The organism is Mucilaginibacter metallidurans (assembly GCF_003286435.2).
Lineage (GTDB): Bacteria > Bacteroidota > Bacteroidia > Sphingobacteriales > Sphingobacteriaceae > Mucilaginibacter > Mucilaginibacter gossypii.
Genome location: NZ_CP043449.1, coordinates 150,609 through 173,990, shown reverse-complemented (window position 1 = coordinate 173,990; position 23,382 = coordinate 150,609). Strand labels below are relative to the sequence as shown.

The window sequence follows — 23,382 nt, the reverse complement described above, 5'->3', positions numbered from 1 at the left end:
AAAATGCGTTCCGTATCTCACCCCGGAACGCAATCTCGACAACATCTCATTGATATCGATCAACTAAACCAGGTTAAATCTCAGCCTGTACTTTATTATACACGCATATCGTGCCATTGTTTTAAATAATTAAAAACCAATATCTTAAGCAAAAAACCCATTCGCTCCAAGTGTCTGATTCTGCACATATCATGTTCAATTACGGTCATATAGTCGGTTAACGCTGGTCTTTCCGATTTTTATATTTTATTTTCACCTCAGCTCCTAATCAAGTAACAGCGAAACATGTTGCAGCCCGATAGTCACCATCAATGATATTTACAACACAAATAATACACCAGTTTAATCACGTAGGCCCCACCTCTCTTCACACTCCCGCGCAAATCATTCATTAACTTAAAATATAATTTTTTTATATATTTGATTAAATATTGAACTTATACTATTCTTTAATTGACTCCTGATTTGAAGCCGCAGTTACAAACGCCTGCCCCCCTGAGCCAAAGCAAGGCGGCGGCTATACAAAACCTGTATGACAACTATGCGGCAACGCTTTTGGGTTATATTTTTGAGGTGGTGCAAAACCAGTTGGTAGCTGAGCAGTATCTTATTGCTGTTTTTAACGATGTACCTAACGAGCTTGAGGAGTTTTCAAAAAACAGAACGGGCAGGCTTTGCCGGCTGCAAATCATGGCACGCAAAAAATTGGGCCACTTTTTTGAAGCATTAGAAAATGATACGGACAAAAGAGCCTGGGGAAATTTACCACAGATTAATAACCGTTATGTAGCTTTAATGACACCCTTACAACAGCAGGTTTTTTGTGGTATCCATTACCAATGCAAATCGACAGGAAGCATTGCTATAGAACTGAATAAGACAGAAGAAGAAATCAGAAAAACGTTGAAAGAATGTTTTACCATTATCAGGAACAGGAGGAACGATGAAAAAATATATTGATAGCGGCATTCTTGAAGTTTTTGTAATGGGCATAGCTACCGACGAGGAAGTAAGGGAGCTAATGTACATGAAGGCCAAGCATCCGGAAGTGGAGGAAGCCCTGAAGCAACTGGAAACTGACATGGAAAAACTTGCAGGTGAAATGGCTATTGCACCGCCTCCGCATATGTGGGAAAAGATAGAAGATGAGATAGACGGCCTTATCCACCAGGGAAATCCGGCACAACCAATTAAATTCCGCACTTCAGGCGATGGCCATAATAAGCATAAAAAAACATCTCCCGAAGATCAGTTCATCCCTATTGAATCGGAATCGAACCATATGCGCCTGCATAAATCCTGGCGCTGGATCTTTGCAGCGGTGTTTGTAATAGGGAAGATCTTTTTAGGCTTCGCGATATATTTTTACCTTGAAAACCGACAAAGCCAGCAACAACTGCAGGAGTTAAAAACCGAGGTCAGGGAATTGAAGAAGAGGTAGAGATTAGAGGTTGGAGATCAGAGGTTAGGTTTTCTTTTTAAAATATTTGAGGCATCCCGCGGGATGCCTTTTTTGTTGTTTATTAGAACATCCCTTCCTAACTTTAACTTATGGAAAACGACTATCTAACCAGTGTAAAAAAGCAGTTTGCTTATTACAAATCACTCGGCGAAAAAACGTTTGAACAGCTTACCGACGAACAATTATATTGGCAATACAACCCCGAATCAAACAGCATTGCCATGATCGTGAAGCACATGTCAGGCAATATGATTTCCCGATGGACTGATATTTTTACTACTGATGGCGAAAAACCCACCCGTAACCGGGAAGCTGAATTTACCCCTTCTACCCCCACCCGCCAAACAATTACCGAAACCTGGGAACAGGGATGGCAATGCCTTTTTGATACGCTTGACAAACTAACCGCCGACGATCTCGGTAAGATCGTCTATATCCGCAACCAGGGCCATACAGCTATGGAAGCCATTAACCGGCAGCTGGCCCACTACCCCTACCATGTTGGCCAGATCGTTTTTTTAGGTAAGATGCTTTGCAATGAAAACTGGCATTCATTATCCATTCCCAGAGGGCAGTCTGAAAATTATAATGCAGATAAGTTTGCTCAGGAAAAGCGCAAGGTTCATTTTACGGACGAGAAATAGCTTATTCAACCCATGAATTAAAAACCCGTCCTCTGGGCTGTTAAAACGATATTTTTGAATGTAGAGACGCATAATTGCATCTCCTGCTTGCAATTTATGCTACCTGATACGCTTTTGAAATCGGCCTGTCCTCTGAGAGACGCAATTATGCGTCTCTACAAAATTCATTTTTAAACAATTCCCGGCATCTCACGCTTGAAATCGCAGCTTTAAACATTTTCAAATAAATTTCCGCAACCGATTAATTGCATTTATATTTGCAATCAAACGGTTGCAAAAAAGATTTTATGAGAAGAGATGTATTTCAGGCCATTGCCGATCCTACCCGCAGGGCCATCATTAGTTTGCTTGCTTTGCAGGCTATGACACCCAATGCCATTGCCGAACATTTTCAAAGCAGCCGGCAAGCTGTATCCAAGCATATTCAAATCCTGAGCGAATGCCAGCTGGTTAATCAAAAACAAACCGGCCGCGAAATTTACTATCATTTTAACGCTCAAAAAATGAAAGAAGTGGATGTTTGGATGGACCAGTTCCGTGCCCTGTGGGAAACCCGTTTTAGCCAGTTAGATAACGTGTTACAAAACCTAAAAAACAAACAGTCATGACAAATAACGAAACTGTATTCACTAAAGACCTGCAAAACAAAAGGCTTAATGTGGTAAGAACTTTTGACGCGCCACTCAATTTAGTATGGCAGGCATGGACCGAAAGTGAGATCCTTGACCAATGGTGGGCACCTCATCCCTATCGTACCGAAACCAAAACGCAGGATTTTAGGGAAGGCGGCTACTGGCTGTACCAGATGGTTGGCCCAGAGCATACTGAACATCCAACATGGTGCAAGGAAGAGTATAAAACCATCGTAGTTCCGCAAAAAATTGCCAATGCTGTTTCCTTTTGTGATGAAAATGCTGTAACCAATACCAATTTCCCTGTTATGAACTGGGAAAAGAACTTTACAGGCGAGGGTGAGCATACTACCGTTAACATCGATATCTATTTTGACAAAGTGGAAGATATGCAAACCATTGTTGGTATGGGCTTCCAGGAAGGCTTCACTGCCGGCTTAAGCAACCTTGATCATTACCTGAGCACAGCTTTCAGGATCAGGAAAGATCTGAAACCGGGCAATGCTGCAAGGGTTACCACTTATTTAAATTTCCCCGGAAACACTGAAGAGGCTTTAACCTTTTACAAAGAGGTTTTTAAGGGCGAGTTTACAGGTAAAAAACTCACGCGGTTCAGCGATATAGAGTTGCCGGCTGAGGTCCGGATGAACGAAGCTGATAAAAAAATGATCATCCACGGCGAACTTACCATTATGGGAGGCCACGTACTGATGGCTACCGACGCGCCGGAGAGTATGGGCTTTAAACTGCAGACCGGCAATAATATGCACATCAACGTTGAACCCGAAAGCCGCGAAGAAACCGAGCGCCTGTTCAACGAACTTTCGGTTGGTGGTGTGGTTACTATGCCATTGAGCGATATGTTCTTTGGGGCATACTTCGCGGAGCTTACGGATAAGTTTGGGATTAACTGGATGTTGAATTATCAGAACGTTTGAACCGGAATGTCTGAATCAGAATTTTCAGAATTAAAGAATTTTCAGAATAAGTTCAGTCTATAAAAATCAGGTATCTACTTAACGTCCCATCAGGGTCCTCTGCGATAGACCCTGATGCGTACACCATTCATGTTCGCTGTTCAATCTGCTTGCGCCCGTTTGCAACGGGCGCTTAACGTGGCTTAGCGATTGCATCGCGAATCGCATTACAAATGCGGAACCATATTAAGCACTCATCACAAATGAGCGCAAGTTCATCGGCATATCATCAAATAAAAAAATCCGAAATCCCAACTCCCAATTCCGAAATCAAAATCCTATCTTTGCCCATGCAAGAAAAAATCCTCATTCTTGACTTTGGTTCGCAATTCACCCAACTTATAGCGCGCCGTGTCAGGGAGCTCAATATTTATTGTGAGATCCACCCCTTCAATCATTATCCCGAAATTGACAGCACTGTAAAAGGTATCATCCTTTCCGGCAGCCCTTATTCTGTAAGGCAGGAAGATGCTCCTCATTTCGAGTTTGAAAAATTTCATACTACACGCCCTATTTTGGGTGTTTGCTATGGTGCTCAATACGTTGCCCATTTTCATGGCGGCGAAGTATTGCCATCAAGCACCCGCGAATACGGTCGCGCTAATCTGGAATACATTAAACAAGATAATCCATTGTTTAAGGACGTTCCCGGTGGCTCACAGGTGTGGATGTCGCACGGCGATACCATTGCTACCATTGGCGATAACTTTGAGGTAATTGCAAGTACCGATAGCGTTAAAGTTGCCGCTTACCAGGTTACCGGTACCCAAACTTACGGCATCCAATTTCACCCGGAAGTTACCCACAGTATTGACGGTAAACAATTGCTGCAAAACTTTTTGGTTGATATTTGCGGATGCAAACAAGACTGGACTCCTGATTCATTCATCGAAACCACCGTTGCCGCTCTTCGCGAAAAACTGGGCGATGATAAGGTAGTACTTGGTTTATCAGGCGGTGTTGATTCGTCGGTTGCGGCAGTATTGCTGCACCATGCTATCGGCAAAAACCTGCATTGTATATTTGTAGATAACGGCCTTTTGCGTAAGGATGAATTTGAGCAAGTGCTTGATTCATACCAACACATGGGCTTAAACATAAAAGGCATCGATGCCAAACAACGTTTTTATGACGCGCTTGCCGGCTTAACCGATCCTGAAAAGAAACGTAAAGCTATCGGCCGCGTGTTTATCGAGGTATTTGATGATGCCGCACATGAGGTACAGGATGTGAAATGGCTTGGCCAGGGCACTATCTATCCTGACGTTATTGAGTCGGTATCAGTAAAAGGCCCTTCAGCTACCATCAAGTCGCACCACAACGTTGGCGGTCTGCCTGATTTTATGAAACTTAAAGTAGTTGAACCGCTTAACACTTTGTTTAAAGATGAGGTAAGGAAAGTAGGTAAAGCTTTAGGTATCGACCCTAATATTTTAGGTCGGCACCCTTTCCCGGGCCCGGGCCTGGCTATCAGGATTTTGGGAGACATCACACCTGAAAAAGTAGCGATACTGCAGGAAGCTGATGCAATTTATATAAACAATTTACGTGCTGCCGGGGTTTACGATAAAGTTTGGCAGGCCGGCGCTATATTTTTACCGGTACAGTCGGTAGGCGTAATGGGCGATGAGCGTACTTACGAAAACGTAATTTGCCTACGTGCAGTTGAATCGGTTGACGGGATGACCGCCGACTGGTGCCATTTACCGTACGACTTGCTGGCCAAGATCAGCAACGAGATCATCAACAACGTAAAAGGAATTAACCGGGTAGTATATGATATCAGTTCAAAACCACCGGCCACTATTGAGTGGGAATAAGTGGTTACCGTTTTTTTGCATAGCCTTGCTGCTGGCCGCGTGTTCACCCAAAACGCGGCCGGTAGCAACTACCGTAAAAAAACCGACTGATACCGAAAAAAAGCCCGATAATACCTCCGAAAAACCAGTCAAAGCTCCGGAGCAAAAGGTGGCTACTATAGCCATGATCCTGCCTTTGAATCTTGAGCATTTAAATCCGGCTCAAAAATATAGCCCTATACAATTAAGCCAGGCCAATATCGCTGTTGAATATTACCAGGGATTTAAGCTCGCCCTCGATTCGCTTACTGCTTACGGAAATAATTATAGGCTACAAATCTTTGACTCGAAAGACGAAGCCATGCAGGCACATGACCTGGCTTTAAACGCGTTTATACGTTCAAGCGATTTGATAGTGGGCCCGGTTTTTCCGGATGGCGTAAAATCCTTCTCCGCCGCATTGTCATATTCAAAGGGACCAATTTTATCTCCTTTATCGCCTGCCAATCCAAGCACAATTAAAAGCAAAAATTTAATCACTGCTATTCCTCCGCTTGAATATCACGCATGGGGTGCTGCCGAATACATTAACAGAACGGTTAAACCTAAAAAAATCTTCGTTCTGCGCTCGGGCTTTAACCAGGAAAGTGATTACGCTATTAACTTTAAAAAGGCTATTGACAGCTTAAGTAAAAAGAAGGTGAAGGTCACCAACGTATATGTTATACGGGGCAAACTGAGTAGCCTGCTGCCGCAGCTATCAAAAACCGAAAAAAATGTGTTTGTGATCCCTGCAACCGATCAGGCATTTTTAGGTGTAACCCTCCGATCTTTAGATACATTGAACAAACACTATCCGGTTATGGTGTTTGGGCACCCGAGCTGGGAGAAGTTCAGTTTCCTGAAACCGCAACTTTTACAACGGTTGAATACGCATATTACCTCTACCGAAAAAATAAATTACAAAGCGGGGGCTACAATAACATTTTTACGTAACTATAGGCGTGCTTATCACGTTGAACCGACCGAATACGCCATTAAGGGTTTTGATGAAGGATTGTATTTTGGAAAACTGCTATTTATGGATAAAGGCATGCAATCCATAGAGGAAACCGATTTTACAGGCTTACACAACGGCTTCCATTTTGTCAAAAAGCCGGGGCAGGGCTGGATCAACACCCACGTAAATATATTAATGTACACTAACTTTGAGCTAAAACAGGTAGAATGAAGGCTATAAATCAGCTTAAAACGTTTCAGCGAATTTTGGGTGAATACCCTGCCGATACGCCACTAAGTAAATTTTTACCCGGCTTTTACCGGCAAAACAAACAAATGGGCTCAACCGACAGGCGGGTTGCCAACCGGTTAGTATACAATTACTTTCGCCTGGGCAGGGCATTGCCTGATGTTTCTGAAGATGAGCGGCTGCTGGTTGCCGAATTTTTATGCAATACCCAAACCAACTCTTACCTGCAACACTTCAAACCAGAGTGGGCTGTATGTGTTGGTTTTAGTGACGATGATAAATTGGCCCTTGTAAAAACCGCCTACCCTGATTTTAAACTGGCAGATGTTTTCCCATGGAGCAGCCAGCTTTCAGAAGGAATTGATAAAGAAGCTTTTCTAAAATCATTTTTTTGCCAGCCCGATCTGTTTATCCGCGTACGAAACGGCTACGACCATTTAGTTAAAGCCGAGCTAACCAAGGCACAGGTCGTTTTTAAGGATGAGGGCAACGGCTGTTATTCGCTGCCTAACGGCACACGTCTTGAAACCATATTTCCCAAACAACACTGGTTTGAGGTTCAGGACTATTCATCGCAACAAACAGGTAACTATTTTAAGCCGCAACGCTGGGACAGTTGGTGGGATGCCTGCGCAGCATCGGGAGGCAAATCGCTGTTACTGCATGAAGACGAACCTAATATTAAATTGGTAGTATCTGATATCCGCGAATCCATACTGGCAAACCTTGATGAGCGCTTTCAATTGGCCGGATTAACCAAATACCAGAAAAAAGCACTCGATCTTACCCAAAATATTGATTCAGTGATGCATGACTACGCTTTCGACGGGATAATCCTGGATGCCCCCTGCAGTGGCTCGGGCACCTGGGGACGTACTCCTGAAATGATAGCCCAGTTTGATGTGCATAAGATTGAGTTTTTCCAAAAGCTACAAAAAAGCATTGCCCAAAACGTGGTTAAATATCTTAAACCCGGCAAGCCACTCATCTATATCACCTGCTCGGCCTTTAAAGGTGAGAATGAAGATGTAGTTGATTATTTAGTAAACGAGCTTGGTTTAAAACTGGAAGAGAAAGCGGTATTAAAAGGCTATGAGCGTAAAGCAGATACCATGTTTGTGGCGAGGTTGAGCCCTTCTCCTATTGTTTAATAAAAAATATGTCATTATAAGCATAGCGCGGCAATCTCGTCGCGTTAATGACCATCATGCCAATCTAATATGCATTAGCTACGAGATTGCCGCGTCGCCCTTTGCGCACATTCCCCGGCTGCTCCTCGCAATGACATGTAGTATATATTTGATATCTATAAATGCGTATTACTCCTAAACAGCTTAATAGCTATCGCCAAAAGAATTATCCCAAAGGCCTTACGCAGCACGCTCAACCCAATCGGACCAAGCAGCCTTTCAAGCCATTTTACGTTTTTAAGTACTAAATAAACCACAAGGGTATTCAGTACAATACCTACAAGGATATTCTGCGTTTGATATTGCGATTTGAGGGATAGAAGCGTGGTCATGGTTCCGGCACCTGCTATAAGCGGGAAAGCAAGCGGTACAATGGATGCAGCCTGTGGTAACTCCTCTTTAAAAAAGTCAACACCCAATATCATTTCCATGGCTATAATGAAGATCACCAATGAACCCGCGATGGCAAATGAAGAAATATCCAGACCTATTACAGCAAGCAGTTCATCCCCTATAAAAAGGAAGGTTACCATAAGCACCAACACGGCTATACTGGCCTTTTCCGATTCGATATGACCTACGCGTTGCCTGAGCTGAATAATAACCGGTATAGCTCCCAAAATATCAATAATAGCAAAAAGGATCATCGTAACCGAAATGATCTCTTTAAATATAAACGGGTGCGGCATGGTGTCTTGAATTTATTCTTTTTTCTTTAACCGGATACTTAGCAGCAACGCAGCTAAAATATAGCATGAAGATAAGAAGAAAATAGCATGTACAGATAGCAAAGCTGCAAAGCCGGCAGTAACAGGTCCGAGGGTTTGGCCAATGGAAGCGTAAGACTGATTGATCCCCAATATTTTGCCTTGTTCTTGATGATCAATATGATCGGCAATTATTGCGTTAAGCATAGGATTACGCAGACCGTTGAACAAGCCATAAATACAAATACCTATAACAAAAGCAATAAAATGATTGGTGAGCCCGGTTACAAACATGGCCACAAAACAAAGAGATGTAGAAAGCGTCAATATCGTCGACTTTGATGAATACCATTTGGTAAACAGCGGTACACAAAGCTGCATAATAATACCGCTCACGCCGAAACCTGCGTACAGAATACCAATCTGCGTAGGGTTGATCTTTAATACATCAACAGTAAAAGTTTGAAAGGCAATAATCATAGTAAACTGCGCCATGGTGAGCATAAAGCCCGTGAACACCGCTGTGCCGATAACAGGCCGCTTAAGGGTTGTTATTAATGCCACGAATGAGAATTTAGTTTTCTCTGAATCCTTTTTTGATTTGTCGGGCGGATTAGTTTCTTTTAAAAAGAACAAACTGCAAAGCGTACCGATAAGCGAAATACCTGCCGCGAAATAGAAAGGCACTTGCATACCATAGCTGTTCAGAAAACCGCCGATAGCCGGCCCAATCACAAAGCCAAACCCAAAAGCAGAACTCAGGATGCCGAACCTCCTGGCACGGTTATCCGGTCTTGCGGTATCCGATACCATGGCCTGCGCTACAGAAACATTTCCTCCTGTAAGCCCGTCCAAAATCCGCGCTGCAAAAAGCATGATCATGCTCCGCGCTTCGGCAAACAGAATAAAGGAAATACAGGTACCTGCCAGGCTGATGACCAGTAATGGCTTCCTCCCCCATTTATCAGAAAGGGAACCCAGTACCGGTGTGGCAAAAAACTGAGCTATTGAAAAGGAAGCGGTGAGGATGCCTAACGTCTCGCCTGTTACACCAAAGGTTTTACCGTACGAGTAAAGTATCGGTACAATAATGCCGAACCCTAACGAGTTGATGATACATACAAATACTAATACCCACAGGTTTTTATCGCCCTTCATGAAGCGGTATTATTGGTTTACTGGTATAAAAAGAGAATGTAACAAAAAAGGTTCTGAAAATTCAGAACCTTTTTTGTTTATGATAATATTGTTATGATTACTCAACAAATTTAGGGTTGATAGGGTTATTAGCACCTTCAACTTTACCATGGCGTACATGTGAACGTTTGATACTGTAACCAAAGTAAACAGCAAAACCAATCAGTAACCAAACGATAAGCCTTGCCCAGTTTTCCCAGCCCTCACTGGCAATCATACACAGGCATATGAGGGCGCCAAGCGGGCAAACTATCATATAAGCCGGAGTTTTGAACGGGCGTTCAATGCCAGGGTCGGTTCTCCTTAAAATAAAGATGCCAATACATACAAGCACAAAAGCAAACAGTGTTCCTATACTCACCATATCGCCTACATATTTATCAGGAATAAAACCGGCAAACAATGATACAAACACAAAGAATAACCATTGCGATTTGTAAGGCGTACGGAATTTAGGGTGCAGCTTTGAGAATACCTTAGGGATCAAACCATCGGTGCTCATGGTGTAAAATACACGGGTTTGGCCCATCAGCATCACCAGGATCACCGAAGAGAAACCTGCAAGTATCGATACGGTAACAAATGAAGCCAACCATCCATAACCAGGCATAGCGGTTTTGATAGCGTAACTTACTGAAGCTTCTTTGCCCTGGATCAGGAAATCTTTGTACGATACTAAACCTGTTAACACGTGCGAAAACAGAATATAAAGTGCAGTACAAAACACTAACGATATCAAAATACCTTTTGGCATGTCTCTCTGTGGGTTCTTAGCTTCCTGAGCAGCAGTTGAAACCGCATCAAAACCAATAAAGGCGAAAAACACAACGCTTGCACCGCGTAATACGCCAAGCCATCCGTGGTTAAAGGTATCGGCATAGTCAACTACGCCGGCACTCACTTTAATTTTACCTGCATCGGCAGGGATGGTATATGGGGTATGGAAAGCCGGGTTAATAAAGTGCCATCCTAAACCAATGATCATCAACACAATGGCAACTTTTACAATTACGATGATATTATTCACAACTGCCGATTCTGCAGTACCACGAATCAATAACAGCGTTAACAGGAACAGGATCAGAATAGCCGGCAGGTTAACGATACCTCTTGTACCCATTTCGGCGGCGTACATACCTGCAGTGGTATTTGAGACTTCCATAAACGAGTGCGACCATGCGTATGGTATATGCACGTTAAAGAAAGTGGTTAAAAATTCATTAAAATACTGCGACCAGCCAATTGCAACTGTAGCGGCACCAAGCGCGTATTCAAGCACTAAGTCCCAGCCAATGATCCAGGCAATAAATTCGCCCATGGTAGCGTAAGAGTAGGTATAAGCAGATCCTGCGATGGGGATCATACTGGCAAATTCTGCATAGCACAAACCGGCCAGGGCGCAACCGGCGGCTGCTATAAGGAAAGAGATGGTAACCGCAGGGCCGGCATGTTCACCTGCCGCAGCTGCCGTACGAACGAAAATACCGGCACCTATAATTGCGCCGATACCGAGTGCTATAAGTGAGCCAACGCCTAAGGTTCTCTTGAGCGACTTCTCCGTCTCTGCCGAAGCAGCCATTAGTTGAGCAATCGGTTTCTTAATAAATAATTTCATTTTAAATTAGTAAGATCAGTCAAAAATTAAAAATTTACATTTCCCCAAACGTACTTAAATTTATTGAAAACATAAAGCGCCGAATGAAACAACAGTTAAGTATTAATTATCAAAATATTAAACTGTTAAATGCTATTAAATCTATAGAGAATCAGATTTTAAAGCTGAATGCAGAACGCCTAAAGCCTAAAGCTATAAATTGGTTATCCCACCGCAACTGCCACTGCCAACTGCTACTTACTGAAAAATTGCCGCTCTATACAAACTGCCACTGCCAACTGCTACTGCTACTTACTGCAAACTGCTATTCCCCTTCCCGTTTCACCAGCAACACTTCATCATTATCTAATAACAGGTAGCCATACTCATAATTAAAAAAATAGGTCGACCCGGTTTTTGTTTGATAGATACTGGTGATATGGTCGAAATCAAAACCTTTTGCAGCAAGTTTTTTACGGGTTGTTTTGGTTTTGCCGGTCGGGTTCAACTCTTCCAGCACACGGCGGTTACGGCGCAGGATATTATTGATATTACGCACCAGGTTATAGCTGTTACTGTTAAGCTGATTGTTATAATTATTGCGGCACAGATCATTACAAAACTTTTTGTCGGCACGGCCTTGTAGTGGTGTACCACAATCTAAGCATACTCTTTCCTGGTTCATGACATAAAGATAGCGATTAATTTATCCGTTTGCAAACGTTTACAAACGGATACTATCGACTATAAACGGGCATTTATATACTACTTAGACCCTATTTTCATGTTAAAATCTTGTGTTTTGTTATGCTATTTTGAATTATTAACTTGTGCTTTTATCAATTTTAGCTATAAAATGGACTTAACAGATGAACAAGTTTTAGCACAACTAAAAGTGCGTAGGGTGAAGCTAAAAATGGAGTTAGACCGGGTTGAAGTGGCGATAAAAGCGTTTGAAAATATAGGCGAGATAAACATACTGGATGCTATGCCCTACATGATGGAGGATTTAGAAGTTGATGAGGATTTGTTAATATCAACATTAATGTACAATCCTAAGATGACGGCAGAGAAGAAAGTAATATTTACTTTGAGTAAGATAGGTAAAGGTGATGCAAGTGATATAACAGAGTATATATTGAGGATTGACGGCCACATTAAAGACACTAAGAGAGCGTTTGAGCGTATCACCTATGTATGTAGCCGAATGTTTAAGAGCGGTAAGATAACCGCTGAGAGAGTGGGTAAAAAGAATGTGTATATGTTAAGATAATTTTAGTTATCAACATATTATAGATGAAAACTATTTAAAAACATATAATTTGTTGAAAACTTTTTTAAAATCTATTGATGTGGAATAGTATTTGTTTAGATTTGCATGATTAAAACTTAATCCTAACCTCTCCATGTCTGATAACGCATCAAACCAACCATCACTTGATGAAGTTGTTAATAGCTTGTCTAAAGCTGTTGTTTATTTAATTAAAGATATTACTGCTACTCGAAAAACCCTTTCCGATGGCCTCAATAAAATAGATGACAACTTTAAAGAAATCAATAAAAAAATAGACGCTTTATCAAAAGATACAGGTGAAAACTTTGTAGATGTTCACATGAACTTAAAAAGCATTAAATCTGAAATTTCTAAAATAAATAAAGTGACTGGCTATGAGGAAACAATGAAAAATCTTTCCATTGTTCATAACAAATCGAAACAGCAATAATTTATTTATTTTCGTTTTTAACTGTTTTCGTGGGTTGGGCTAATGATTGCATCATAGTATTAAAGTCAATGCCCAATCCATCCATTTTTTGATTTATCTTATCGGTTTTAGGTTTAGGCGTTTGCTTGCGTTTCTTTTGGCTCATACGTTAATACTTTGTAAGTAATCTTATAGTTAGACAAAGATATTAATTTATCGAACCTTTGCGCCTCGGTTAGTTCTCTTGAATTAAAACGGAATGCAAATTCCTCTAAATATTGGTGAACGTGTTTAGGACTGATAAAATGGTACGTACCATAGACACCACGTTTAAGCAATGACCAAAAGTTTTCAATGGTATTGGTGTGTACTTCACCCCGAACATATTCTTTAAGCATGTGCTTAATAGTTTGATGCTCGTAAACTCTATTCATAGTGTTATAAGCTACATGTTCATCTGTCATTAACTTTGTGCCTTGATGAACTGATTTAACTAAGAACGGTATAACGTTTTCATGATCCGTGGCTTTAAGTGGTTGTAGCTTTACTTTCCCTCCCCTTTCAATAGCCCCAATTACGCCAATTTTACTACTTGAACCTTTTTTCTCAATAGCCTCGGCCTTATGCTTGTGCATATTGGCAACCTTACCACCAATGTAAGTTTCATCAACTTCAACAACGGCTTTAACCTCGTTACCCTTATTATCGAATGTAGATTTGCCAATTTTCTCATTACTCTCAAATGATTTCATCTTAAAGGCATATCTAACACGCTGCATCATAAACCACGCTGTTTTTTGCGTTACGCCAATGTCACGGGCAATCTGGACACTACTAATACCTTTCCGGTGGGTTGATAAGATAAAGATAGCCATGAACCACTTGCTTAACTCAATAGGGCTGTTTTCAAATATAGTACCCTTAATAGCTGTAAACTTCTTACGGCATTTGGCGCATTTATAGCCCTTGTAAGCACCTTTTAACTCATATACTTTATCATGGCCACAATGAGCGCATTTAACATTACCTGCCCAACGTAATTGAGTTAAATACTCAATACATACAGCTTTATCTCTAAAGTGAATAGCTATATCATTTATGGTTCTAAATGGTAGTGTTTTACCTAATGGTGGGTGCTCCTGCTCCATGATAAATAGTATTGACTAATTAATTTGTATAATTTAATTATCCTACTTACCTTTGAAGTAAGTAAGAGAGCTCCCGCTCGGATTCGAACCGAGATTAAAACCGTAGCAGGGAATTGTTCTATCCATTGAACTACGGGAGCTTAACCTTGAAATCTTTAAAACCGCTTCGCTTGCATGCCTCGGAAACATCAGTGAAGCGGTTTTTTATATCACTATTTTTGTCTTTAGCTGAACTGCATCATCGCTATATTTATGTTCAGGCAATGGAAATCCTTGTTCATCTATCCATGTAGGACTACCATAAAAAGTATTGCTATTATTTGTGCCAACTTGAACTTTAACAATAGAACCATCTTTTAATAAGATGTTCTTAGCACTACTCAATGATGCTTTAACCTCTTCAACTTTAGATTTAGGCTCAAACTCCATAACTAATGAAGTCATTTCATTAATACTCAAAAACCTATTAGTTAGCTTTAAAAGGCCTGCAATCTTTTCTTTATTACTTGCATCCTTTTTATATGGACGTTCATATACCAAAGCCTCAATACCACTATAAGCAGGTATTTCTTCTTCATCCAAATTAACCCCATATAACTTTAGCATAGCATCAATATGCTTTAATTGCTCAAGGACATTTAGCCTTTGAGCCCTTAGTTCTGAAATAAATTGATTGTTGTACATAATGCCTCGGATTGATGACGTCAAATATACAGGATTGAGAAGCATAACTCCAAATTTATTTTAGAGAAAAATTAGAGGTATATTTAAATATACATAACAGGGTGTATTACGACATAATGTAACTTAATGTGCAGTAAATTAACGTAATTAGATGTATTGTAAGCTACATTTGTTCCTATAGGAATAGAGGTGACACAATACTGTCACTTGACACTTGACAAGATAAAAGTACATACTTATACTTGTTCTATCTATCATTTTAATATCACCATCTTTATCTCTATTATCATAACTGCATAAAAAAAGCCTAATTACTTAGGCTCTAATTTCTTTGTTTAACTTTATGCTGTATCTCATCCCGGAATATCCTATCACCATGTTTATTAACAACTGCTCGTAATAGTGTATCTTCCCAAAGTACAAACACACTACCAACATTACTACCAAACCTAACAGCAATAGTTTAACCTGCATCTGTATTAACCGATCCTCGGGCGTTACAATCAAATACTGCCTTGTGATAGCATAAGCCACATAAAACCACAGCAAATAGCCTATAAGCATTAGTACACGCTCTATAAGCCAATGGTAATCTAATACTATCATCACTAACTAATCTTAATGAAATTACCTAACAGCCCTAAGTACGTGCTGCCAAAGTTTATATATACACTACATACAAAGAGATTACATTCCCGGCGAATACCATACTGGCTACGGTTACCAATGTGATCTTTGAATGTATTAGGTGAGGGATTGGTGATTAAGAAAAGTAATGCAACACATATTGTTATCCATTGCTTACGGGCCAGTTCAGGTAATTTCATTTGTTGTGGTAATTGTGTGATGGTATTAATAAAAATAGGCGTAACTAATATCACGCCATCACAAGGCTTACCACGGCCTAACAAAGCAAAATGATACAGTTACGCCATAACAGCGTACTATTATCATTCTCCTTTGCTTTATTCTAACGTGTGGTAATTTAGTGAAGCAGAGAATTAAATACTACAATATTTTAATCACCACTAAAATAGAAAGAAAATTGAATTTAACAGGTATATTGTTAGCCTAAACTTTAAATCATGGGATTACCAATTAATGTAATAAGGGCTATTGTTAAGAGAAAAACGGCCAATAACCTACCATCATCCAGCCAAACAGAAATACTTATTCCAATAGAAAGTATTGCAGCCTATAAACATTTGTCGGGTGTTGATTACCAACTCTATCTAAAGAAAGATTGTGAAATTAATTTAGGATACGAAATAGAAAGTATAACAGGAAAAATTAAATCTCCTCACATTCAATTTTTATAGGTATTTCCTCAAATACTATAGCCTTTGCCTTACTTAACACTCTTTCACACTCATAAGCAGTAAGCCCGTTAAGTAGTGGTAATATGCTATTGGCTATTTTTTCAACTTTATTACTTAACTCAATAGCGCCTTGGTCTATTGTTCTAACAATTTCATTGCCCATATTTTAGCAGCATTATTACGCCTATTCAAAGCTATTACTTATTTCAACACATTTTTAACACACTACATAACAATAAACCTTTGGGTCACTATTGTATATAGCTACCTATAAACGGTTAATATCCGGTTAAATTTTCTCGCCTCCCCACCTTTGCATTGTTGATTCAAACAAACATTAAGCAATAAATATTAAAACTATGAACTCATTAAGAAACAGTGTACGCCTTGTAGGTAACTTAGGTATGGACCCGGAAGTAAAAGTATTCGACAGTAATAAAAAAATGGTACGCCTGTCCATAGCCACTAACGAAAGTTATAAAAACGATAAAGGCGAAAAAATAACCGATACCCAATGGCATAACCTGATTTTCTGGGGCACACAAGCCAAACTTGCCGAAGACCTGCTCAAAAAAGGTGATGAAGTTGCTGTGGAAGGCAAACTGGCCAATCGTAACTATACCGATAAAGATGGTATTAAACGCTACGTATCTGAAGTAATAGTTAACGAATTTTTAAAAGTGGGCGTTAAAGGCTGAAAAGCAAAGGGCGAGGCGCCTAAGACTACCGGGCATTGGCGGGTAAAGCCTGTGAACGCGGTTGGTTTGGTATCTCGAAAGGAGGAATAAATCTATTTTATAAAAGACCATGTCTTTCAAATAGTACAATCGCCAAATGGCTTTGCACTTTGTTGCTGAATGGATTGGTGCGGCCCGGCTTATGCCGACGCCCCAGCAACGCATATTGCGTGATCATTGTCGCAGCCGGTTGTTTTACATGCGACAGCAGAACAAAACACAGAACCGGCCCCTCAAGATCTTTGAAAGCAACAACATCAAACTGCGTTCGGTCAGCAGCATCAAAAAAAAGCCAGCAATGGATATGATACGGATGTTTGCTACCGGCGCAACAGATAAGGAGCAGTGAGCCCGGGAGCAGGTCAAACGCAAGAAGGAAGTATTGATCAAAGCGCTTGATGGAACTGTAGCACCATATCACCTGGTGCAACTACAAATGCAGCTTTAAGATTTCGACACCGCACGAAGCAACATCGGCCATCGACTGAATAATGAATTACGATATTAAAAGGCCGGATAAAGTTTTAGAAATAATAGTCTGTAACCTAAGTTGCCCAACTATATAGACAGCATCCAGGTTTGTTCTGCGAACACACAGAGGAAACTTATTTTATAATATACATAGCGTTAGAAAAAGAGCTTTTTCATGTGTAACATCGTTCGAAACTGCAAAATGTAAAGTTTTGCACCGTATTAAATGGTGTAATATGATCTTCGTTGATACATTTTAGTTTTTGAAAACCGTTAGACATGACCTGCTCCAGTTGCAACTTAGAATATCGGTTTACCGAAAGGCCGCTACATTTTTCAGGGCCATTCTCTGAAAATGTACCTACAACAAGGTTACGTTTAACTGCGTTGCGCGCAATGGAAATGTATGACGCAATTTGTTGCTGCGTGGTTAAAAAATGGAAAGTGGCGCGATCATGCCAAACATCATAAATTTCTGACGGCTTAAAGTCGGTGATTTCTGAAACAATCCATGTTACCAAATTGGCCTTCGGTCCAAGTCTCATCTTTGCGCGGTTTAGTGCGGCTTCGGAGATATCAAGCACCGAAATATTACGATACCCTTCATTCAAAAGATGGTCAACCAGGTTGCTGTCGCCTCCTCCAATATCGATGATTTTGGCATCTTTAGGAAGGTTGAAACTATGAATGAAATTTAATGATGTTTGTGGGACGGTTTGTGTCCAACTTACCTCATTAGATGATTTTGTTGCATAGACATGCTCCCAATGCCCTTGCCTATTTTCTTTCATAAATAATTCTGAACTTTGACAGCAAATATCGGATAATTAAAATGAAACACATTTTCTCCATCTCACTTATAAGTTTATTTTTCCTTATATCAATATCTTTCCAAACCAAAGCGCAAATATCAAATCAACCCTTAAAGATGCCCGAAATCGGATATCCCTGGAAAAAGAGTGAATTACTTGAACCCTCTGTTTTGGCTGGTGTTATACAGTCGGGAAAGGAAGAGATAGCAATCCTGAACATTGGAGCAGTTGAAGATTTGCCTGGAGCCTTACATATAGGTGCAGTGAGCGATGAACGGAACATGACAAAACTGCGGCACCTATTAGTAAACTTACCTAAGCATAAGCCTGTAGTTATTTACTGCGGGTGCTGTCCTTTTACCAAATGCCCCAACATTCAACCTGCCTATCAAGAATTGTCGAAAAATGGCTTCACTCAGATTAAAGTGCTCGATCTTCCTACAAATTTACAAACTAATTGGATTTCCAGAGGATATCCGATAGCTAAGAAACAAACGAATAAATAGCATATAAACAAAGCCCTTGCTTTATTACTAAGAGACTTGCATCATTTTTAGAGGAAACCTTATTTTAATTATAATGTATTTCCATCCATGCCGGTATTGTCATTTAACAACCTGCTCCCTGGCTAATTTCTCTATCTCGGGCAGTTGCTTCTTATATTTCCCGGCGTCCCAGTTTTTAACATAATCTTTCATTGGTGGCATCCCCATTGCTTTACGTCGCTCGTCCAAATGATCAACATCAGCAATAGGATAGATATATATCTTGCCTGTTTGTTTATCTGTAAATCCCTGGCTACCGTAAACTTGTTTCTTGCCGGTCCGCATATTGATCCTGTCTTCAAGGATAGCAAGGTTGCTTGAAAGTATTTCGCCATTTTTCTCCGCAGCTCCGATCATTTGTAAATAGTTTTGCTGCGTTTGCAAATCGGCATGTTGGATTACCAGGAACAGTGCCTGACTTCCCGTAATACCTACTTTTTGCGGCCCCAGCCAACCATACTTTGTTAGTATAGCATTTACCCTGATCAAATTTTGACTGTCGGTTTTATGCATAACTTCTTGCAGGCTATCGGCAACATTGATTTGTACATTATCTCTTTTTGCCTGCAGATATTTTATTCTAACCGACTGATCTAATTGGAAAATGGTATCCAGAACAGCCATTAAAGGTTTATTCAATTTACTGCTATCAATGGTGAATGAGGTAACCTGCGCAGCAGAAACAGCACGCACAAACAAGAAGAAACTAATGCAAATCAAATATTTCATTCTGCACAGGCGTATATCCACTCATTTGCTCATTACTTATATCTGCGTTTTACACCAGGATACGATCATGGGGTAAAGATCGGCCGTTTTTAAGTTTCTATTTTGGCGGTGTAAACGTAACAGCTCCTGATCAAATTCTCTAAAGTGGATAAAATTCCGATGCTCTACCATTAGTGCTTCGCGGCGTTCAATCACATAATCAGCTACCTGTTTATCATAATTATCAGCTATATAAAGACAAAAAGCGGCGTGGGTCATATATTCATTAAACACGCTGACAGGGTTTCCATAAAAATCGCTGCTATTACCTGTCTTGGCCCAAACAGAACGCTTTAAAAATATGCTGTCAATTTGTTTAGCGTATACACTTGTTGTAGGGTTAATATAATTATGATCTATCTCCGTAAATACAATGCCTGTCATTAAACCTTCGCGTTGTTTTTCGGAAAGGTCTTTTTCGCGGTCATATCTGTCTGTGCCGCATATAAACATCGCATTTTCGGTAAATAATTTCTGCCCATCGTAGTCATAAGTGGCATAACGCTGTGTACTGTGCGAACCGCCAATAAGCGGTGATGATACTATCCTGTATGATTGGTACTTCCGTTTCGGAAATTGGTATTCAAGCCAGGTCCACATTTGCCTCACTGGCAATAGCATTTTTTGCCGTGCAAGTTGTTGCCGGTAATAAGGTAAATTTTGCTGATAGAACTTCCTGAAATTTGACTTTGCGGCAAAATCTTCAACCAATGGCTTAAGCTTTCCAAACAGGCTGCTATCAGCAAGTTCATCACCGTAAACATAATAGTAAGGTCCGTTGAAAAGCAGTTTTGTATTTTTTGAACCATGCACGGTATCCTGGAAATTAAAAGCAAAGCTATTTTCCCGAAACTCATAGTATTTACTGCCGTAAAGGCTATCCGGAAAATTCAAGGCTTTAAACACCTTGTGATCTATATAAGGTTTAAACCAGCTTACCATCTTTTTATAGTAATCACCTTCCTTGTTCAGGTCTGTGGCTCTTTGCCCGGCAGGCGAAAGTGTCCAGATGATATTGGCCAGTTCATAAGGTTCGGGGATATCAAATTGTATATTATTAAGATTTTTTGCCATATACGCTTTCGGGAAAGAGTTAGATATCTCGTTAAAGTGAAGTCTTAAAGTGCTTTTACCCTTTGGCGATTCGAGCTTAATATACACTACCTGACCGTAGGGCAGGTTATTATGATAGTTTATCTCGACAGAATCTTTGCCGTAGTAAAAAGTAGCATATATGCCAGTTGTGGCATCAGTACCGGGGCTGGTTTTGAGGCCGCTGACGCTGTAAGCCGCTTTTCCGGGGAATTTTGAAAAACTAAGCCTAACCGAATCGTCAGGACAAAACAGGGTTTTGGGATAAGTTTCGGTTACTGCTTGTCCAAAAGCGGCATTAAAGGTCAATAATGTGATAAGTGTAAATAAAAGGCGCATAGGTTTTTGTATTAGAATCCTAATATAAGAAATCCCTACATTATTATTTACTTTAAGGTATAAAAAATACAACTACCGATTAAAAGCACTACTTACATATCAGCCTCGGAAGCCCTGATATATGCCGTTCTTTCAACAATGGAATGTATAACCCCGTCAAGTTGCTGCGATGTTGTATCAATATGCCCGATAATCTCTTTATTGAGCGGGTTTTGAAGATCTTCATTATCAAACAAATTGACTAAACCTAAGATAGTTGCAACCGGTTTGCGCAACTCATGCGAGCTGATATTGGCTATGGTTTGCAGCCTATGATTTTGTTCCCGTATGTTATCTTCGGTCTTTTTGCTTTCTATCAGCACTCTCAGAATATTTACAGTGCGTTCAATAATACTCAACTCGTCATCATTTGGCTCACGTACAGTATGGTAATAAATACCAAATACGGCCAAAACTTTGGTGTTTTTTGAACTCATTACCGGCGATGACCAGCAAGCCTTAAGGCCGTAGGGTTTAACAAGCCCCACATAATCGCCCCACAGGGGATCATTTTCGATATCGCTTACAATAACCTGCTTGCGGTGAAATGCCGACGTACCGCATGACCCTACATTTGGCCCTACTAATAAGCCTTCTAACTGATCGCTATAAGCCTGCGGGAGGCGCGGACCGGCAAGCGTATGCAATTTTTCCTGTGCATCATCAACTTCCAAAACAGAACAGATCATATCCGGGAAAATCCTTTCAATTCCCATAAGCAGTTCGCCTGCAGATTGTGCCAGTGTGTATTGCGATGCAGCATTTAACTCCAGCACCCTTTTTTCAAGCTCCAACACCCATTCCTGCATTTTTATTTCCGTTATATCACGTACAAAAACAGCCAGATGTTCCTGATATGGGTATATATTGATGCGAAGCCAGCTGTTTGAATTTGCATTTAAATATTGTACCTGTGTTGATTTTTTGCAGGTTAATGAAAGTTGAAACTCGTTCTCTACCCTTTCAGTTAAACCAAGACTTTTAATCTCCATAAAATTGGCCTGATCAAGTTCGGTTAAGCTAAGGTTAGTCATGGCCTGAAAGGCCGGGTTAAAGGAAATTATATTCCAGCTGGCATCAAGTACAATAAAACCTTCATTAAGGCTTTGAATGGTATGTTGAACAATATCATCTGCCGATTGGGCAATCATACCGGCAAGTGTATTACCGCTCGAATAAATCAGGTTATCATCCTCATTCAATATTACCGACCAGATAATACTAAAGTAACACCCGTCTTTTGCTTTAATACGGCTTTGGTAACCAACTAATTTTTTATTAAGCAGAAGACTGCCCTGTGATTCTGCCTGGCGTTCTTTATCTGCCGGATGGCACAGGGCCGCGATATTGATGCCTGTTAATTCATCATCGCTATAGTTAAGGATATTACGAAAAGCATGATTGGTATGCATGATCACGCCATTCATATCCATGACAAAAAAAATATCTTTTGAATGAGTAAAGAGTGACGTAAACCTTGTGTCCATACGCAGCAGGCATAAACATATTTATAATAACTAAGTTATAAAAAATGTTTGCAATATTATCTAATATTTCAGGGTGTACTTGCTGCTACGGGTATTATTTTCCCGTTAAAAAATTTACTCCCGGTTAAAGCAAAATCAGCGATATATTTACCCATTTCAAACGCCATTACGGGCGATTGATAACCTGGAAAAGCCTGTTCCAGCATCTCGGTTTGCGCCGATCCTAAAGCCAGGCAATTTACTTTGATCCCTTGTTCGGTTAACTCCTGTGCTAAACACTCGGTTAGCGTATGCAATGCTGATTTACTTGCTGAGTAAGCCGCCAGGCCCGGAAATTTAGCACTCCCCTGAAATCCTCCCATGCTGCCAATATTAACAATGTGCGAGCCCGCAGGCATTAAAGGCAGCAAGGCCTGGATAGCACGTACATGACCAATAAAATTGCTTTGCAGCATCTCTACAAAATCCGACTCGCGTAATTCGGTAAACGCTTTATTGATAAGCACACCTGCATTATTAATCAAAATATCAACCCGGTTATCAAAATGCGATGCGATAAACTGCTGCAAACCTTCATAATCATCATGCACTATATCAAATTTCAAGGCAAACAATTGGCAATCGGGGTTTAAACCATGTGCTATCTCCAGCAAACGTTCCAGTTTATCCTGTGAACGGGCCAGCGCTATCACCTTATGGCTGCCCGAAAGTATCAGTTCAATTACGGCTTCAAAGCCCACGCCGCTGCTGGCGCCGGTTATTATGATGTTCATATGCCCCCTAACCC

General features: G+C 40.5%; 26 protein-coding genes and 1 tRNA gene. 14 read left to right on the top strand and 13 right to left on the bottom strand.

Annotation, left to right across the window (positions count from 1 at the left end):
• The first annotated feature begins 465 nt into the window (after nt 1-465).
• The 8 genes from DIU38_RS00895 (at nt 466) to DIU38_RS00860 (ending at nt 7,914) form a co-directional block, all read left to right on the top strand.
• Nucleotides 466-960 carry a hypothetical protein gene (locus DIU38_RS00895; protein WP_146750441.1) on the top strand — a complete coding sequence of 165 codons (495 nt, stop codon included), beginning with the start codon at nt 466-468 and terminating at the stop codon, nt 958-960.
• The gene (locus DIU38_RS00890) at nt 944-1,441 is read left to right on the top strand and encodes a hypothetical protein (RefSeq protein ID WP_112653584.1); all 498 of its coding nucleotides are present in this window, start codon (nt 944-946) and stop codon (nt 1,439-1,441) included. The genes DIU38_RS00895 and DIU38_RS00890 overlap by 17 nt, the downstream gene beginning before the upstream one ends.
• A gap of 110 nt (nt 1,442-1,551) precedes the next feature.
• Nucleotides 1,552-2,106, top strand: coding sequence for a DUF1572 family protein (locus tag DIU38_RS00885; protein ID WP_112653583.1), 555 nt, complete (start codon nt 1,552-1,554; stop codon nt 2,104-2,106).
• Nucleotides 2,107-2,393: 287 nt separating this feature from the next.
• A complete protein-coding gene (locus DIU38_RS00880; protein ID WP_090528388.1) occupies nt 2,394-2,714 on the top strand; it encodes an ArsR/SmtB family transcription factor in 321 nt (106 codons plus the stop codon).
• Complete coding sequence (locus tag DIU38_RS33715; RefSeq protein ID WP_112653582.1) at nt 2,711-3,676, top strand: SRPBCC domain-containing protein; 966 nt, start codon at nt 2,711-2,713, stop codon at nt 3,674-3,676. The genes DIU38_RS00880 and DIU38_RS33715 overlap by 4 nt, the downstream gene beginning before the upstream one ends.
• A gap of 329 nt (nt 3,677-4,005) precedes the next feature.
• The gene (guaA, locus tag DIU38_RS00870; protein WP_090529629.1) at nt 4,006-5,535 is read left to right on the top strand and encodes a glutamine-hydrolyzing GMP synthase; all 1,530 of its coding nucleotides are present in this window, start codon (nt 4,006-4,008) and stop codon (nt 5,533-5,535) included.
• Nucleotides 5,492-6,745: an ABC transporter substrate-binding protein gene (locus DIU38_RS00865; protein ID WP_146750442.1), complete on the top strand. Its 1,254-nt coding sequence runs from the start codon at nt 5,492-5,494 to the stop codon at nt 6,743-6,745. Before guaA ends, DIU38_RS00865 begins: the two co-directional genes overlap by 44 nt.
• Entirely contained in the window at nt 6,742-7,914 is a 1,173-nt protein-coding gene (locus DIU38_RS00860; protein ID WP_112653580.1) for an RsmB/NOP family class I SAM-dependent RNA methyltransferase, read from the top strand. The genes DIU38_RS00865 and DIU38_RS00860 overlap by 4 nt, the downstream gene beginning before the upstream one ends.
• A 155-nt stretch (nt 7,915-8,069) precedes the next feature.
• Here the strand turns inward: DIU38_RS00860 and DIU38_RS00855 are convergent, their stop codons facing one another.
• The 4 genes from DIU38_RS00855 to DIU38_RS00840 form a co-directional block, all read right to left on the bottom strand.
• Nucleotides 8,070-8,642 (bottom strand): MarC family protein, encoded by a 573-nt coding sequence (locus DIU38_RS00855; RefSeq protein WP_090528400.1) that lies wholly within the window; start codon nt 8,640-8,642, stop codon nt 8,070-8,072.
• Nucleotides 8,643-8,654: 12 nt separating this feature from the next.
• Nucleotides 8,655-9,818, bottom strand: coding sequence for an MFS transporter (locus DIU38_RS00850; RefSeq protein ID WP_112653579.1), 1,164 nt, complete (start codon nt 9,816-9,818; stop codon nt 8,655-8,657).
• Nucleotides 9,819-9,915: 97 nt separating this feature from the next.
• A complete protein-coding gene (locus tag DIU38_RS00845; RefSeq protein WP_112653578.1) occupies nt 9,916-11,472 on the bottom strand; it encodes an amino acid permease in 1,557 nt (518 codons plus the stop codon).
• 304 nt (nt 11,473-11,776) lie between these two features.
• Entirely contained in the window at nt 11,777-12,136 is a 360-nt protein-coding gene (locus DIU38_RS00840; RefSeq protein ID WP_112653577.1) for a hypothetical protein, read from the bottom strand.
• 171 nt (nt 12,137-12,307) lie between these two features.
• On the opposite strand from DIU38_RS00840, the gene DIU38_RS00835 reads away from it, so the two are divergent.
• Together DIU38_RS00835 and DIU38_RS00830 are read left to right on the top strand one after the other, a co-directional pair.
• Entirely contained in the window at nt 12,308-12,724 is a 417-nt protein-coding gene (locus DIU38_RS00835) for a hypothetical protein (RefSeq protein ID WP_112658804.1), read from the top strand.
• Nucleotides 12,725-12,857: 133 nt separating this feature from the next.
• Complete coding sequence (locus DIU38_RS00830; RefSeq protein ID WP_022833677.1) at nt 12,858-13,175, top strand: hypothetical protein; 318 nt, start codon at nt 12,858-12,860, stop codon at nt 13,173-13,175.
• Nucleotides 13,176-13,288: 113 nt separating this feature from the next.
• On the opposite strand, the gene DIU38_RS00825 is transcribed toward DIU38_RS00830, so the two are convergent.
• The 3 genes from DIU38_RS00825 to DIU38_RS00815 form a co-directional block, all read right to left on the bottom strand.
• On the bottom strand, nt 13,289-14,302 hold the full coding sequence (locus tag DIU38_RS00825) for an IS1595 family transposase (RefSeq protein WP_112658802.1): 1,014 nt from the start codon (nt 14,300-14,302) through the stop codon (nt 13,289-13,291).
• 68 nt (nt 14,303-14,370) lie between these two features.
• Nucleotides 14,371-14,442 (bottom strand) — tRNA-Ser (locus DIU38_RS00820).
• 64 nt (nt 14,443-14,506) lie between these two features.
• Nucleotides 14,507-14,986: a hypothetical protein gene (locus DIU38_RS00815; RefSeq protein ID WP_022833680.1), complete on the bottom strand. Its 480-nt coding sequence runs from the start codon at nt 14,984-14,986 to the stop codon at nt 14,507-14,509.
• Nucleotides 14,987-16,071: 1,085 nt separating this feature from the next.
• On the opposite strand from DIU38_RS00815, the gene DIU38_RS00810 reads away from it, so the two are divergent.
• Nucleotides 16,072-16,305, top strand: a complete 234-nt coding sequence (locus DIU38_RS00810) for a hypothetical protein (protein WP_112683133.1) — start codon at nt 16,072-16,074, stop codon at nt 16,303-16,305.
• Here the strand turns inward: DIU38_RS00810 and DIU38_RS00805 are convergent.
• Nucleotides 16,277-16,468: a hypothetical protein gene (locus DIU38_RS00805; RefSeq protein WP_112658800.1), complete on the bottom strand. Its 192-nt coding sequence runs from the start codon at nt 16,466-16,468 to the stop codon at nt 16,277-16,279. The genes DIU38_RS00810 and DIU38_RS00805 overlap by 29 nt on opposite strands.
• A gap of 196 nt (nt 16,469-16,664) precedes the next feature.
• Between DIU38_RS00805 and DIU38_RS00800 the strand changes: the two genes are divergently transcribed.
• Together DIU38_RS00800 and DIU38_RS00795 are read left to right on the top strand one after the other, a co-directional pair.
• A complete protein-coding gene (locus tag DIU38_RS00800; RefSeq protein ID WP_112657835.1) occupies nt 16,665-17,003 on the top strand; it encodes a single-stranded DNA-binding protein in 339 nt (112 codons plus the stop codon).
• A 136-nt stretch (nt 17,004-17,139) separates the two neighbouring features.
• Nucleotides 17,140-17,391 carry a hypothetical protein gene (locus DIU38_RS00795; RefSeq protein ID WP_112657833.1) on the top strand — a complete coding sequence of 84 codons (252 nt, stop codon included), beginning with the start codon at nt 17,140-17,142 and terminating at the stop codon, nt 17,389-17,391.
• Between the two features lie 295 nt (nt 17,392-17,686).
• On the opposite strand, the gene DIU38_RS00790 is transcribed toward DIU38_RS00795, so the two are convergent.
• On the bottom strand, nt 17,687-18,304 hold the full coding sequence (locus tag DIU38_RS00790; RefSeq protein WP_112657831.1) for a class I SAM-dependent methyltransferase: 618 nt from the start codon (nt 18,302-18,304) through the stop codon (nt 17,687-17,689).
• Nucleotides 18,305-18,345: 41 nt separating this feature from the next.
• On the opposite strand from DIU38_RS00790, the gene DIU38_RS00785 reads away from it, so the two are divergent.
• Nucleotides 18,346-18,831: a rhodanese-like domain-containing protein gene (locus tag DIU38_RS00785; protein WP_112657829.1), complete on the top strand. Its 486-nt coding sequence runs from the start codon at nt 18,346-18,348 to the stop codon at nt 18,829-18,831.
• A gap of 99 nt (nt 18,832-18,930) precedes the next feature.
• Here DIU38_RS00785 and DIU38_RS00780 read toward each other — a convergent pair whose 3' ends face one another.
• The 4 genes from DIU38_RS00780 to DIU38_RS00765 all read right to left on the bottom strand — a co-directional run bounded on the left by DIU38_RS00780 (nt 18,931) and on the right by DIU38_RS00765 (nt 23,368).
• Nucleotides 18,931-19,599 (bottom strand): DUF6624 domain-containing protein, encoded by a 669-nt coding sequence (locus tag DIU38_RS00780; protein WP_146750276.1) that lies wholly within the window; start codon nt 19,597-19,599, stop codon nt 18,931-18,933.
• Nucleotides 19,600-19,635: 36 nt separating this feature from the next.
• Complete coding sequence (locus tag DIU38_RS00775) at nt 19,636-21,069, bottom strand: DUF4932 domain-containing protein (RefSeq protein ID WP_146750277.1); 1,434 nt, start codon at nt 21,067-21,069, stop codon at nt 19,636-19,638.
• 92 nt (nt 21,070-21,161) lie between these two features.
• A complete protein-coding gene (locus DIU38_RS00770; RefSeq protein WP_112657823.1) occupies nt 21,162-22,595 on the bottom strand; it encodes a PAS domain S-box protein in 1,434 nt (477 codons plus the stop codon).
• Between the two features lie 68 nt (nt 22,596-22,663).
• Nucleotides 22,664-23,368: an SDR family NAD(P)-dependent oxidoreductase gene (locus DIU38_RS00765; protein ID WP_112657821.1), complete on the bottom strand. Its 705-nt coding sequence runs from the start codon at nt 23,366-23,368 to the stop codon at nt 22,664-22,666.
• Nucleotides 23,369-23,382: the final 14 nt, after the last annotated feature.

What these genes read in the sequence shown, in the direction of transcription:
- DIU38_RS00890 (WP_112653584.1), top strand. Translation starts at nt 944, where the DNA reads ATGAAAAAATATATTGATAGCGGCATTCTTGAAGTTTTTGTAATGGGC.
- DIU38_RS00885 (WP_112653583.1), top strand. Translation starts at nt 1,552, where the DNA reads ATGGAAAACGACTATCTAACCAGTGTAAAAAAGCAGTTTGCTTATTAC.
- DIU38_RS00880 (WP_090528388.1), top strand. Translation starts at nt 2,394, where the DNA reads ATGAGAAGAGATGTATTTCAGGCCATTGCCGATCCTACCCGCAGGGCC.
- DIU38_RS33715 (WP_112653582.1), top strand. Translation starts at nt 2,711, where the DNA reads ATGACAAATAACGAAACTGTATTCACTAAAGACCTGCAAAACAAAAGG.
- guaA (WP_090529629.1), top strand. Translation starts at nt 4,006, where the DNA reads ATGCAAGAAAAAATCCTCATTCTTGACTTTGGTTCGCAATTCACCCAA.
- DIU38_RS00865 (WP_146750442.1), top strand. Translation starts at nt 5,492, where the DNA reads ATGATATCAGTTCAAAACCACCGGCCACTATTGAGTGGGAATAAGTGG.
- DIU38_RS00860 (WP_112653580.1), top strand. Translation starts at nt 6,742, where the DNA reads ATGAAGGCTATAAATCAGCTTAAAACGTTTCAGCGAATTTTGGGTGAA.
- DIU38_RS00855 (WP_090528400.1), bottom strand. Translation starts at nt 8,642, where the DNA reads ATGCCGCACCCGTTTATATTTAAAGAGATCATTTCGGTTACGATGATC.
- DIU38_RS00850 (WP_112653579.1), bottom strand. Translation starts at nt 9,818, where the DNA reads ATGAAGGGCGATAAAAACCTGTGGGTATTAGTATTTGTATGTATCATC.
- DIU38_RS00845 (WP_112653578.1), bottom strand. Translation starts at nt 11,472, where the DNA reads ATGAAATTATTTATTAAGAAACCGATTGCTCAACTAATGGCTGCTTCG.
- DIU38_RS00840 (WP_112653577.1), bottom strand. Translation starts at nt 12,136, where the DNA reads ATGAACCAGGAAAGAGTATGCTTAGATTGTGGTACACCACTACAAGGC.
- DIU38_RS00835 (WP_112658804.1), top strand. Translation starts at nt 12,308, where the DNA reads ATGGACTTAACAGATGAACAAGTTTTAGCACAACTAAAAGTGCGTAGG.
- DIU38_RS00830 (WP_022833677.1), top strand. Translation starts at nt 12,858, where the DNA reads ATGTCTGATAACGCATCAAACCAACCATCACTTGATGAAGTTGTTAAT.
- DIU38_RS00825 (WP_112658802.1), bottom strand. Translation starts at nt 14,302, where the DNA reads ATGGAGCAGGAGCACCCACCATTAGGTAAAACACTACCATTTAGAACC.
- DIU38_RS00815 (WP_022833680.1), bottom strand. Translation starts at nt 14,986, where the DNA reads ATGTACAACAATCAATTTATTTCAGAACTAAGGGCTCAAAGGCTAAAT.
- DIU38_RS00810 (WP_112683133.1), top strand. Translation starts at nt 16,072, where the DNA reads ATGGGATTACCAATTAATGTAATAAGGGCTATTGTTAAGAGAAAAACG.
- DIU38_RS00805 (WP_112658800.1), bottom strand. Translation starts at nt 16,468, where the DNA reads ATGGGCAATGAAATTGTTAGAACAATAGACCAAGGCGCTATTGAGTTA.
- DIU38_RS00800 (WP_112657835.1), top strand. Translation starts at nt 16,665, where the DNA reads ATGAACTCATTAAGAAACAGTGTACGCCTTGTAGGTAACTTAGGTATG.
- DIU38_RS00795 (WP_112657833.1), top strand. Translation starts at nt 17,140, where the DNA reads ATGGCTTTGCACTTTGTTGCTGAATGGATTGGTGCGGCCCGGCTTATG.
- DIU38_RS00790 (WP_112657831.1), bottom strand. Translation starts at nt 18,304, where the DNA reads ATGAAAGAAAATAGGCAAGGGCATTGGGAGCATGTCTATGCAACAAAA.
- DIU38_RS00785 (WP_112657829.1), top strand. Translation starts at nt 18,346, where the DNA reads ATGAAACACATTTTCTCCATCTCACTTATAAGTTTATTTTTCCTTATA.
- DIU38_RS00780 (WP_146750276.1), bottom strand. Translation starts at nt 19,599, where the DNA reads ATGAAATATTTGATTTGCATTAGTTTCTTCTTGTTTGTGCGTGCTGTT.
- DIU38_RS00775 (WP_146750277.1), bottom strand. Translation starts at nt 21,069, where the DNA reads ATGCGCCTTTTATTTACACTTATCACATTATTGACCTTTAATGCCGCT.
- DIU38_RS00770 (WP_112657823.1), bottom strand. Translation starts at nt 22,595, where the DNA reads ATGGACACAAGGTTTACGTCACTCTTTACTCATTCAAAAGATATTTTT.
- DIU38_RS00765 (WP_112657821.1), bottom strand. Translation starts at nt 23,368, where the DNA reads ATGAACATCATAATAACCGGCGCCAGCAGCGGCGTGGGCTTTGAAGCC.